Origin of the sequence: Variovorax sp. PCZ-1, assembly GCF_018413605.1 — a bacterium.
Taxonomy (GTDB): domain Bacteria; phylum Pseudomonadota; class Gammaproteobacteria; order Burkholderiales; family Burkholderiaceae_C; genus JANMDU01.
Map to the genome: position 1 here is coordinate 672,082 of NZ_JAHCDN010000001.1, position 12,301 is coordinate 684,382.

10 protein-coding genes and 1 other RNA gene are annotated in these 12,301 nt (G+C 55.5%); 5 read left to right on the plus strand and 6 right to left on the minus strand.

Annotated features, from left to right (window positions below; all coding sequences use genetic code 11):
* The first annotated feature begins 24 nt into the window (after positions 1-24).
* A complete protein-coding gene (locus KIH26_RS03345) occupies positions 25-708 on the plus strand; it encodes a glutathione S-transferase family protein (protein WP_213442428.1) in 684 nt (227 codons plus the stop codon).
* 156 nt (positions 709-864) lie between these two features.
* Here KIH26_RS03345 and KIH26_RS03350 read toward each other — a convergent pair whose 3' ends face one another.
* The 4 genes from KIH26_RS03350 to KIH26_RS03365 all read right to left on the minus strand — a co-directional run bounded on the left by KIH26_RS03350 (position 865) and on the right by KIH26_RS03365 (position 4,885).
* Positions 865-2,346 (minus strand): tripartite tricarboxylate transporter permease, encoded by a 1,482-nt coding sequence (locus KIH26_RS03350; protein WP_213442430.1) that lies wholly within the window; start codon positions 2,344-2,346, stop codon positions 865-867.
* A gap of 12 nt (positions 2,347-2,358) precedes the next feature.
* Positions 2,359-2,862, minus strand: a complete 504-nt coding sequence (locus KIH26_RS03355; RefSeq protein WP_213442432.1) for a tripartite tricarboxylate transporter TctB family protein — start codon at positions 2,860-2,862, stop codon at positions 2,359-2,361.
* 3 nt (positions 2,863-2,865) lie between these two features.
* Positions 2,866-3,825 carry a Bug family tripartite tricarboxylate transporter substrate binding protein gene (locus KIH26_RS03360; protein WP_213442434.1) on the minus strand — a complete coding sequence of 320 codons (960 nt, stop codon included), beginning with the start codon at positions 3,823-3,825 and terminating at the stop codon, positions 2,866-2,868.
* Between the two features lie 106 nt (positions 3,826-3,931).
* Positions 3,932-4,885, minus strand: coding sequence for a tripartite tricarboxylate transporter substrate binding protein (locus tag KIH26_RS03365; protein WP_213442436.1), 954 nt, complete (start codon positions 4,883-4,885; stop codon positions 3,932-3,934).
* A 94-nt stretch (positions 4,886-4,979) separates the two neighbouring features.
* Between KIH26_RS03365 and KIH26_RS03370 the strand changes: the two genes are divergently transcribed.
* Together KIH26_RS03370 and KIH26_RS03375 are read left to right on the plus strand one after the other, a co-directional pair.
* Complete coding sequence (locus KIH26_RS03370) at positions 4,980-5,681, plus strand: response regulator (RefSeq protein WP_213442438.1); 702 nt, start codon at positions 4,980-4,982, stop codon at positions 5,679-5,681.
* Positions 5,678-7,102 (plus strand): sensor histidine kinase, encoded by a 1,425-nt coding sequence (locus KIH26_RS03375; protein WP_349627838.1) that lies wholly within the window; start codon positions 5,678-5,680, stop codon positions 7,100-7,102. The genes KIH26_RS03370 and KIH26_RS03375 overlap by 4 nt, the downstream gene beginning before the upstream one ends.
* On the opposite strand, the gene KIH26_RS03380 is transcribed toward KIH26_RS03375, so the two are convergent.
* Positions 7,077-7,991 (minus strand): DMT family transporter, encoded by a 915-nt coding sequence (locus KIH26_RS03380; RefSeq protein ID WP_213442440.1) that lies wholly within the window; start codon positions 7,989-7,991, stop codon positions 7,077-7,079. The genes KIH26_RS03375 and KIH26_RS03380 overlap by 26 nt on opposite strands.
* A 98-nt stretch (positions 7,992-8,089) precedes the next feature.
* The gene (locus KIH26_RS03385) at positions 8,090-10,417 is read right to left on the minus strand and encodes an ATP-binding protein (RefSeq protein ID WP_213442442.1); all 2,328 of its coding nucleotides are present in this window, start codon (positions 10,415-10,417) and stop codon (positions 8,090-8,092) included.
* A 163-nt stretch (positions 10,418-10,580) separates the two neighbouring features.
* Between KIH26_RS03385 and KIH26_RS03390 the strand changes: the two genes are divergently transcribed.
* Positions 10,581-11,774 carry a threonine ammonia-lyase gene (locus KIH26_RS03390; protein WP_213442444.1) on the plus strand — a complete coding sequence of 398 codons (1,194 nt, stop codon included), beginning with the start codon at positions 10,581-10,583 and terminating at the stop codon, positions 11,772-11,774.
* A gap of 76 nt (positions 11,775-11,850) precedes the next feature.
* Positions 11,851-12,210: RNase P RNA component class A (gene rnpB, locus KIH26_RS03395), an RNA gene on the plus strand.
* The last annotated feature ends 91 nt before the right edge of the window (positions 12,211-12,301 follow it).

Below are 12,301 nucleotides of genomic sequence, written 5' to 3' on the forward strand. Positions count from 1 at the left end.
TAGTTGGACGATAAAGGATTCAACATGAAACTCTATATCGGCAACAAAAACTATTCATCGTGGAGCATGCGCCCCTGGGTCATGCTCAAAAATGCGGGCATCGCGTTTGAAGAAATCAAGCTGCGCTTTGACAGCATGGATGCTGGCTCTGAATTCAAAAATGCGATTGAAAAGATCAGCCCGGTTGGCAAAGTGCCGGTACTCGTGGATGGCTCACTGACTGTGTGGGACACCTTAGCGATTGCCGAATATGCTGCTGAGACTTTTCCAGAAAAGCAACTGTGGCCTGCAGATAAAGCCCAGCGCGCCCGCGCACGCAGCATCTGCGCTGAAATGCACAGCGGCTTCACGAACTTGCGTGGCGCTTGCATGATGAATATTGAGGCTAGCTTGCATGAAGTCGGCGCGCTGGTGTTACGAGACAAGCCTGCGGTGGCTGCCGATGTGAAGCGGATTGAGACGATCTGGAGCGAATTGCTCTCTGTGCATGGTGGCCCATATCTCTTTGGCTCGCGTTTCACAATTGCCGATGCTTACTTCGCGCCAGTCTGCATGCGCTTCAAGACTTATGAGCTATCGGCCAAGCCGCAAATCAAGGCCTATATAGAAACTATCCGCAATGCACCGGGTGTGAAAGACTGGATTGCCGATGCACTGGTGGAAGATGATTTCCGAGAGTTTGAAGAGCCTTATCGGTTGAAGCGCTGACTTTTTGAGTTGTTAGCAATTCAAGGTTCGAACGCAAAAGACGCAGAAGTACGCAAAAGGCGCAGAAAAATGAAGGAGTGAAATGCATTTTTCGCGTGTTTTGCGTACTTCTGCGTTTTTTGCGTTCTCTTGGTCGCGCACCATCAAAGCCTGAAATCAAGCAGCATGGCGTTTTTTCAGTAAACGTGGCAAGACCAACACCGCCACAATCACACACAGCAAAAATAGCGAGCCCGGACGCTCCAAAAACACCGTCCATTTGCCTTCACCAATAGACAGCGCATTGCGCATCTGTGCTTCAGCCAAAGGCCCCAAGATCAAGCCGATCACGACGGGTGCGGTGGGGAAATCGAAGCGACGCATCAATAGCCCGAGCAAACCAATGCCCCAGAGCAGCACGAGATCAAACGCGCTTTGGCGCATGCCATACACGCCTACCGTGGCAAAAATCAAAATGCCAGCATACAAATGCGCCTTCGGGATTTTGAGCAACTTCACCCACAAGCCCACCAGCGGCAAATTCAAGATCAGCAGCATCACATTGCCGATATAAAGCGAAGCGATCAGCGCCCAGACGAGCGTGGCGGAGCTGCTGAAGAGTTGGGGCCCTGGTTGAATGCCATAGCTTTGAAAAGCGCCCATCAGCACGGCTGTGGTGTTTGAGGTGGGAATGCCTAAAGTGAGCAGAGGAATCAGCGTAGCCGTGATCGCAGCGTTGTTTGCCGCTTCAGGCGCAGCCACGCCTTCAATCGCGCCTTTGCCAAATTCTTCGGGGTGTTTGGAGAGTTTTTTCTCTGTGGCGTATGACAGGAATGTGGGAATCTCGCTGCCGCCAGCGGGTATGGTGCCGAAGGGGATGCCAATGGCTGTGCCGCGCAGCCATGCTGGCCAAGAGCGCTTCCACTCAAGTGCTGTCATGTGCACCTTGCTCATGGGGTTTTGCGTGTCTACCTCTTTGCCTTGATACAGCGCCAAATACAGCGCCTCTCCAATTGCAAACAAGCCCACGGCCACGAGCACAATCTCAATGCCATCGAGCATCTCGCTCACACCGCCCGTGTAGCGCGGCTGGCCAGAGATTTGATCTAAGCCGACCAAGCCCATTGCCAAGCCAATAAGCAGTGCCACCACACCGCGCAGCACACTGCCACCCAGCACGGAAGTCACCGCGCAAAAGGCCAGCACCATCAGCAAGAAATACTCTGGAGGACCGAGCTTGACCGCATGCTCGGCAATGAAAGGCGCAGCGACCGTGACGACCACGGTGGCAATTGTTCCGGCTACAAAAGAGCCGATCGCGGATGTGGCCAGCGCCGCACCTGCGCGCCCGCTCTTGGCCATTTTGTTGCCTTCCATCGCCGTGATGAGCGAGCCGGCTTCACCGGGTGTGTTCATCAAAATGGAGGTGGTCGAGCCGCCGTACATGGCACCATAGTAAATGCCGGCGAAAAAAATCATCGAGGCTGTGACGTCTACCTGCGATGTAATGGGCAGCAGCATCGCCACAACCACCGCTGGGCCTAAGCCGGGCAAGACGCCGACCGCTGTACCGATCAAACAACCGAGAAAAGCCCAGAGCAAATTCATGGGGGTGATGGCGGTGGCAAAGCCAGCCATCAATGCGTTGAAAATATCCATGTTGCTTGGGGCTTATAGCCAGCCGGTAGAAGTCAGGCCGGGCAAGCTCACCCCCAGCACTTTGGTGAACAGCCAAAACACGGGTGCACTGATGGCAGCACCGACCAAAGCATCTTTCAGCCACGCGCTGAGCGGCGCGCGTGATCTGCCCTGCGAGAGATGGAAGCCGCGAACAGCAATCACAAAAGCCAGCGTGCAACTGGCGATGAAACCAATGCGCGTGATCAACAAGGCATTCAATAAGAGTGCTGCGCTGATGAAAGCAAACGAAAGCCAATCGCCTCGCTCAGCGCCTTCGGGCTCGTCTCGCCCGCGAAAGCCGCCTGTGAGTGCTTGTGTTAGCAGAAACACACCACAGGCGATCAGCGCAATGGAGACCACCCAAGGCAGGAAATTCGGCCCCACGCCGGCATAGCCTGCCTCGGATGCAATGGATGTCGCGCCCCAAGCCATCAATGCGCCTAGAGCTAGGCACACTGCGCCAACGAGCGTTTCACTGCTTTGCTTGGATTTCATGCTTTAGAGCATGCCAGCTTGGTACATCGTGCCGCGCAGGTTGGCGAAATCGTTATCTACAAAATCACCAAATTCTTTGCCAGTTAGCAAAGCCGATGTCCAGCCCTGCTTTTCCAATTCAGCCTGCCAAAACGCTGATTTGGTGGCGGTGACAACGGCCTTCACGAGATCGGCTTGCTGCGCTGGCGTGATGCCAGGCGCACCATACACGCCGCGCCAGTTTCCCAGCACCACATCGATGCCTTGTTCGCGCAAGGTGGCCACGTCAATACCTTTGAGGCGCTTCTCACTCGTCACGCCAATCGCGCGCATCTTGCCCGATTTGATGTGCTCGGCAAATTCGCTGTAGCCCGAGCCGCCCAAGCTCACATTGCCGCCAATGATGGCCGCGACTGCTTCACCACCGCCTCGGAATGGCACGTAATTCACCTTCTTCGGATCCACACCAATCGCGCGCGCCATCATGCTGGCTGCAATATGCTCGGTAGAGCCACGTGAGCCGCCGCCTACCTTCACGCTGCCAGGATCTTTCTTCATCGCTTCAGCCACATCTTTCATGTTTTTGAATGGCGAGTTGGCAGGCACGACGAACACGTTGAATTCGCTGGTCAGGCGCGCAATCGGTGTGCATTGCGTGATGTTCACAGGTGGCTTGCCGGTGATGATGCCGCCTAGCATGACTGCGCCCATCATGATCATGGCATTGGGGTCACCCTTGGCGCTGTTCACAAACTGTGCCAAACCAATCGCGCCAGCTGCACCGCCTTTGTTTTCAAACTGCACAGCGTCAAACACCTTGGCTTCGGTAAATGCCTTGCCCAAAGCGCGGCCTGTGCCATCCCAGCCACCACCGGGGTTAGCCGGGATCATCATCTTGAGCGATGGGGCAGCGCTGGCGATGCCAGGCAAGCTGCCGGCGGCAGCGGCAGCCAAAAGGGATTTGAGGAATTCACTACGACGCATGGAAATCTCCGAGTAAAAAAGGACAAACGCTATGGTGCGCCTGAAAACTGTCAAGTAGCTGGCAGTTGCGAGCAATTCAGATCAGGGGAAACGCTAATACTCTGACTTAGAGCATGCCTGAGAGGTACATGATGGCGCGCAAGCTGGTGAATTCGTAATCCACAAAATCAGCAAACTCTTTGCCTGACATGAAAGCAGGTGTCCAGCCGTTTTTGGTCATTGCGTTTTGCCAACTCGCACTTTTACTGGCGGCGCTGACTAAAGCGATCAGGCTGGCTTGCTGCTCGGGCGTGATGCCCGGCGCGGCATAGAGCCCACGCCAATTGCCCAAAGTCACATTGATGCCTTGCTCTTTGAGGGTGGGCCCATTGATACCTTTGATGCGCTTATCGCTGGTGACACCTAAGGCACGCATTTTTCCCGATTGAATGTGTTCGGCAAACTCACTGTAGCCGCTGCCGCCCACACTCACATTACCGCTGATGATGGCGGCCACGGCTTCGCCACCGCCGCGAAAAGGCACGTAATTCACTTTCTTGGGATCCATGCCAGCGGCGCGGGCCATCATACAAGCGGCAATATGCTCGGTGGAGCCACGCGAGCCACCGCCGAATTTCACACTGCCCATATCTTTCTTCATCGCATCCACGATATCTTTCATGCTTTTGAAGGGCGAGTTGGCGGGCACGACGAAGACGTTGTATTCGCTGGTCAAACGCGCAATGGGTGTGCATTGTGTGATGCTCACGGGCGCTTTGGAGGTGATGAGGCCGCCAAGCATCACAGCGCCCATCATCACCAGTGCATTCGGATCGCCCTTGCTCGCGCTGATGAATTGCGCGAGACCAATGGCCCCGGCTGCGCCGCCACGATTTTCATATTGCACCGCCTGTGCCAATTTGCTTTCCGTGAATGCCAAGCCGAGGGCGCGGCCGGTGCTGTCCCAGCCACCGCCCGGGTTGGCGGGAATCATCATTTTGAGCGTGGGCAGGGTTTGCGCACGCAGAGCCAAAGGCAGAGAAGCTGCAAGCAGGGCATAGATGAATTGATCGCGGCGCATGAGAACTCCTGATGAGCGATGAGGTGGGGATATCTTGCGTAAGAGGGCTGTCAGTTGCCTGTCACTCCACATCAGGGAAAATGCGGACATCACCATGAAACTGCTTTTGATCGAAGATGACTCCGCTATGCGCACCACGCTCGAACGCTCGTTCAAGCGCTTGGGCTGGTTGGTGCAAACCTGCGCTGATGGCGAAGCGGCGCTTGCGCTCTGGCAGCAATTGACTTTGGATGTGGTGCTCCTTGATCTGAGTTTGCCGGGGCTGGATGGTCTGCAAGTGCTTGAACGTGCACGCAAGATGGGGCTGAACACACCGGTGTTGATCCTCACGGCGAGGGGCACAGTGGGTGATCGCATTCTGGGCTTGAATACGGGCGCAGACGATTATTTGCCCAAGCCTTTTGATCTGGATGAGCTCGAAGCGCGTATTCGCGCCTTGGTTCGTGCACGTGCACGTAGCGATGCGTCTGAAGGTTTACAAGAAAAATCAGCAGTTCGCCGGCAAGAAATCGGCGCGGTTAGCTATGAAAAAGAGAGCGGCGTTTTTTATTTTGAACGCCAAGCTTTAGAGTTAAGCCCACGAGAATCCAAGATGCTGCTGTGCTTTTTCGAACGCTCTGGACAGGCGGTGGCCAAGGAGCAATTGCTGGAGCGCGTGTTTGCGAGTGATCCAGAGATTCAAGGCGATGCGATTGAAGTGGTGGCTTATCGTTTGCGCAAAAAATTGGCCAGCACTGGGCTCAAACTCATCACGCTACGTGGTTTGGGTTATTTGCTCAAAGAGGATGCAGAGTGAAAAATATTTCACTGCGCCGCCGTCTGCTGTGGGGCATTTTGCTGCCAGTGATACTTTTTGTGCTGATCGACAGCATCGTGATCTATCGGCAGAGCTTGACGGCGGCAAATACTGCGTACGACCGCACTTTGTTGGCCTCTGCCAAGACGATTGCTGAGCAGCTGGATGTACAAATCCAGGGTGGACAGGCCATGCTCGTGCCGCGTGTGCCTTATGCAGCGCTTGAGGCCTTCGAAGCTGATAATCGCAGCCGCATGTTTTACCGCGTCACGGGATTTTCGGGTGAGATGGTCTCGGGGTTTGAATCACTCAAGCTGTGGACAGGGCGCATCGCTGACCAGCCTCCTTACGCCGCCTTGGTCGATTTTTATGACGATGCTGTGGATGGCACGCGTGTGCGCGTGGCGGTATTGCTTCAACCCGTCTCAGGCGCGGGTGGCAATGGTATGGCAACGGTGCAGGTGGCCGAAACCTTGGAGCTGCGCGAAGCCTTGGCGCGCGAAATTTTGGTGAGCACACTGTGGCGGCAAGCCATCTTGCTTGCAGTGATTGCAGCTGTGGTGATTTGGGTGGTGCAAAGCGCGGTGCGTCCGGTCCGCCGAGTGAGTCGAGAGATTGCTGGGCGTGCAGAGAATGATTTGAGCCCCGTGGATGCCACGCATGCGCCACGTGAATTGCAGCCCCTCTTGCAGGCGAACAACCAACTCATGGTGCGGCTTGATCATTTGCTACAACACCAAAAACGCTTCGTGCGCGATGCCGCGCATCAATTGCGCACTCCACTGGCCGTGCTCAAAACGCAAACACAATCTGCGCTGCGTGGTGATGTGCCTCCTCAGCAGGCTTTATCAGAAATCGGCCAAACTGTGGATCGCGCGACTGAGCTGGCCAATCAGATGCTCTCTCTCGCAAAAGTGGAGCAATTGCGTCAACAAGCTGCCAGCGCGCCGATCGATTGGAGCATCGTGCTGCGTGAGGTTGCACTCGATCTGGCTCCACTGATTGCAGATAAAGATTTGGAGTTTGAGCTGGAGACACAGCCAGCACTTGTCATCGCCCACGACTGGATGCTGCGCGAAATGGTGCGAAATTTGCTGCACAACGCCATCAAGCACAGTCCTGTGGGCGGCAGTTTGAATGTGAGTCTACGCGCAAAGAATCAAGACGCAGAATTGTTGATCTCAGACAGCGGCGCAGGCGTTGATGATGAGCTGAAAAAACGACTGTTTCAACCTTTCTCTGCCGGCCGAATGCAAGCTGGCTCAGGCTTAGGTCTAGCGATCTGCGCTGAAATCACGAGAGCTTTGCATGGAGAAATCTCTCTTGATAACCGCATGGCACAAGATCACATCGCGGGGCTTGATGTGTGCGTGAAATTACCGCTCCGTCAACGATTCACTCAGCTGCAGCCATCTTCTTAGGCCAGAGCACACTCCCAATCGCCACCACCATGAGCGCTACTGCCGCCCAGTCTTGCCAGAAGAGTTTCTCGCCCAGCCACACTGCGCCGCTGAAGACGCCTAGGATGGGGATCATCATCACGCTGAGTGTGGAAGCAATCGGGGGCAGGCTTCGGGCGAGATAAAACCAAGTGGCATGTGCGAAGCCGAAGATCAAGACGGCATTGAAGAGGATGGACGCAAGCTCCACGCCGCTGGGCATACGCCAGCGTGCTTGCTCAAAGACGACGGCAAGCAGGCTCATCACGATGGCTGTGAGCACCGTCATCCAAAACGAGATAGAGAGCGTGGCCACGGGGATGCTGGTGCGGCGCAGGAGCTGGGTGCCTAGTGCCCAAGTGCTGGCAGCGATCAACGCAAGCAGCACACCCATGGGCGCACCTGAGAGTTTGCCGAATTCATGGCTGAGCAAGAGCAGCACGCCAGATGCTGCACTGCCTACGCCGAGCCAGCCTCGTGCTGAGAGCTTGTCGCCATAAACCGTAGCGCCGAGGATGGCGCTGAAAATAGGCATGGTGTAACCCAGAATTGCAGCGCGACCACTTGAGAGCAGCGTCACGGCCAAGATGATGCAGCCGTGCCAAATGAACATATTGAACACTGCGAGCAAGAGCAGCTCGCGCCAATGTTTGTAGGCTTGATTCGCATCCCCACGCGGAATGACGAACGGTACTTTGAGTGTCATCAAGCCCATCGCGAGCACAGGAATACCGATCCACATGGATAAGGCACGAAAGGTGAGTGGCGGAAAACCAGATCCGACGCCCAGCTTCATGATGGGCCAATTGATACCCCAAACCAGGGTGAGACCGACGAGTAGCCAGAGTTGTTGAGCAGTGAGGCGTTGCATGAGCGCATTATCGCGCATGCCCTTGAATGCTACTGAATTAATAGCACTTTGCGCAGTATCTATACCGGCAAAGTGCTGATTTGGCTTAAAAATCGGTGTTACTGGATAAAGCCCATGTTGCGCACTTCACGCACCTCAGGCTTGATCTTATGCTCGGCCTCAAGTTGCTCTAAGAATTCTTCTGCAGAAAACTCAGCGGCCAAGATATCGCATTGGCGCTTCACAGCAGCGAAATCGCCAGGGCAGAGTTGCTCCAGTTTACCCAGCCGCACGCGAAGCGCATCGCTCATGCGCGAACTTTCGCCATTCAAAGCTTCGGTGATAAACATCAGCTCGCGTTGCGCAGTTGTCAAAGGTTTGAATTTGATTTTGAAGGTGAATCGGCGCAGGGCGGCTTGGTCGATGCGATCGAGCAAATTGGTGGTGCAGATGAAGATGCCTTGGTAATGCTCCATTTGCTGGAGCATTTCGTTCACTTCGGTGACCTCATAGCTGCGCTGTGCGCCGCGCCGATCTTGCAAGAAGCTATCTGCTTCATCGAGCAGGAGCACGGCTTTTTCGCTTTCTGCTTCAGCAAACATCTTAGCCATGTTTTGCTCGGTCTCGCCGACAAATTTACTCATCAAATCGCTGGCGCGTTTGACAATCAAAGGCTTGCCTAAAGCTTTGCTGATGTGTTCGCCCAAAGCTGTTTTGCCTGTGCCGGGTGCGCCGTAGAAGCACAGCGTGCCGTGGCCGCGTGCCTTCAAGGCTTCTACGATACGAGGCACTTCAAAGCGGGTTTCGACGTTGAGCATGTCCAAGTCGTAAGTGGTGACTTGCTTGCGACCTTTGCTATCCGCTTGCGCATTGCCCAAAGCCGCATCTGCATGCTTGAGCTGGCGTTCGATCAGGCCTTCAAAGACGTCGGTTTCATCGCTGGTTTTTGCCAGACCGGCAAATCGCACTGCCGTACGGATCTGCGCCGGTGTGAGGCCTTTGCGCTCTGTTAGCTTGGCCACGAATGCGTCTGATACCGGCACGCCCGCGAGCGTCTTGCGCACAAGCTGCTCGCGCGCGCCGGGCGGGGGGCTTTTGAGCTCGAGGTGATAGGCAAAGCGGCGGCGAAAGGCCGGATCAATCTGCTCAATGCGATTGGTCACCCAAATCGTGGGTACAGCGTTTTGCTCCAAAATTTGATTGACCCAAGCCTTGCCATTCACACTGTTGCTCGCCGATGGCGCAGCGATTTGCTCTTGACGCGCCATGAGCTGCGCCGCATCGACGCTGATGGGCGGGAAGACATCTTCCACTTCGTCAAACAGCAAGGCGGCTTTGTTCGCACCCTTCAAAAATACTTGCGCGATTTGCAACGAGCGATAGCGATCACGGCCGCTGAGCGAGTTGCCATCGCGGTCTGCATATTCCACTTCAAACAGCTCCAAGCCTGCGCTTTGCGCCACCACTTTGGCGAGCTCTGTCTTGCCCGTGCCGGGAGGGCCGTAGAGCAGCACGTTCACGCCCGGCTCTTTGCGCTCCATCGCGTTGCGCAGCAAGTTGACCAGCACTTGGGCATCTTCTTCCACGAAATGAAAATCACTGGCATTCAACTCGCTCTTTACTGCAGGCCGCGTAAACACCGCCATGAGCTCGCTTTGATCACGGTACTCTCGCATCAGCACGGGAGGCAGCTTTTCGCTGACCTTCATCAAATCCGCCAGATCTGTGATGTTGTGCTCAGAAATCAAATTCTCGACCAGGCCGATGCGCTCCAAACGCGAGCCGGCGCGCAGGGCTTCGGCCACTTCATGCGCTTTCACACCCGCGACTTCAGCAATCGCGGCATAAGCTTCCGGCGCATTGCTCACTTTGAATTCCACCAGCAAGCTACGAAGATCACGCTGGTAGCGAGCAAGCGTGCCATATAAAAGCAGCGCGCGCTCAGCGCGATTGAGTTGCAAGAGGCCAGCCAGTGCATCGATATTTTTCTCGACCAGGGTACTGTGCTTTTTTAAAGCATGGTTGAGCCAGTCGCTGGTCACAGACAGTACTGTGACCAAATCTTTGGGCGCATCTTTGGCATATTCATCCAAATAGAAAAACACCGTGCCTTCTTCATATGGACCGCGCCAAGTGCCATGTCGCTCGATGAAATCGGCATGTGAGAGGCTCTCATGCCCCTTCCAGAATTCATTGCCTGTGCAGCGGCGATTGAGAAAATCGCGCAGACGCTCCATCACATGCACGGGCCAGACCATATGGCGGCCTGTGAGCGAGAGCAGGCTGTTCAAATCGCGGCGCACATTGAATTTCGCGCCTTGCTTGGCTGCAAGCGTGAGCACAAACTGGGAACACATCATCTCGAGCACAGGCGCGTTTTTCAGGCCGGGCGAAGCCAGCAGGCCATCCGCAAAAGCGGGCGAGAGCGTTGCAACACGTTTGGTCATCGAAGAGCCTCTAATGTGCAGGGGGAAGAATGTCCCTGTTGCAAACCATAACGCAGTTCACGGATTTTGGGAAGACAGGGCCAGAAAATCCATGGGTTGTTCATGTGTGAAATTCACCACACATTAGCGAAGAGATAGGCTCGCTTGCAGCCACAATGTCAGCATGATCAGCTTTACCGACATTCAAAACGCCGCTCAGCGCATCGCCCCGCATGTGCTCAATACGCCTTGCGTGGAGAGCAAAACCCTTTCTCTCATCACGGGTGCAAAGGTGTATCTCAAGTTTGAGAACTTGCAATTCACTTCGAGCTTCAAGGAGCGTGGTGCATGCAATAAGTTGTCTCAGCTTCCCGCGGACACGCGAGGTGTGGTGGCGATGAGCGCTGGCAACCACGCCCAAGGTGTGGCCTATCACGCGCGCCGATTGGGGCTGCGCGCGGTGATCGTGATGCCGCAGTTCACGCCCGGTGTGAAGGTGGACAACACGCGCCGCCTCGGTGCGGAGGTGATCTTGCATGGCGATACGCTGGACGAGGCTCGCAGCCATGCGCTTCAAATTGCCAAAGAGCAGTCACTCACTTTGGTGCACCCCTATGACGATGAGCAGATCGTTGCTGGCCAAGGCACGGTGGCACTAGAGATGCTGCAGGCTGTCCCCGATTTGGATGTGCTGATCGTCGCCATCGGCGGAGGTGGCTTGATGGGCGGTATGGCTTTGGCGGCAAAAACACTCAAGCCGGAGATTGAACTCATCGGCGTGCAAACCGAGCGCTTCCCTGCGATGTACAACGCGATCAAGGGCGAGAAATTGCCGCAAGGCCCGAGCACGATTGCTGAAGGTATCGCCGTGCCCACTCCCGGTGTGATCGCGCGCGAGTTGATTTCCAGCTTAGTGAAAGACATCGTGTTGGTCGATGAGGGTGAGATCGAGCACGCGATAGTGCTTCTGCTGGAGATTGAAAAAACGCTGGTGGAAGGCGCGGGCGCGGCTGGCTTGGCGGCTTTGCTGCAACACAAAGAGCGTTTCGCTGGTAAAAAAGTCGGCCTCGTGCTTTGCGGCGGCAACCTGGATCCGCTGCTGCTGGCTTCGATCATCGAGCGCGGCATGGTGAAAAGTGGACGGCTGGCGCGCATACGCGTTGGCGCACGAGATGTGCCCGGCTCGCTGGCAAAAATCACGGCGGCGATTGCGCAAGCCGGCGCGAACGTGAATGAAGTGCAGCATCAACGTGCCTTCACTTTGCAAGCTGCGCAAAATGTGGATATCGAACTGGTCATTCAAGCGCGCGGGCATGAGCATGTGGCGCAAGTGATCGCGGCGTTGGCGGCGCAGGGCATGAAGGCCGTGGTTTGTTGATGCTATTTATTTAATAGCACTCTGCGCAGATCCTATGCCGGCGATTGCGTACTTTTGCTTGTAAAATCACGGCTGTGAAGCCTGTCAGGCCGTCGCTGGTGCATACCGCAAGGACGACGCGAAAGCGTCGTGTGGGAAACCACGCACTGGAGGAACGTCCGGACTGCACAGGACAGCGCAGGAGCTAACGGCTCTCCAGTGAAAACCGCAAGGCATAAGCTGAGGATCAGAGCAACAGAGACGAGCCAGTTCAGTCTGGGTGAAACGGGCAATCTCTGCGCGCAGCAATACCAAGTAGGCCAACGTTGATGTGGTTCCGCAGAGTTGGCGGGTAGGTAGCACCGAGCTGGTGGGGTGACCCCCAGCCCAGAGGAATGACGGTCACGTTGGGGGCAACTCCAACGCACAGAATCCGGCGTATCGACAGGCTTCACACTTTTTTGATGATTTTCACGGGTTAACCCTAGACTCTGTAGGTGAAATCCACACGAATGCTGGGATGCACAGCACACACAATCCTCACTGGT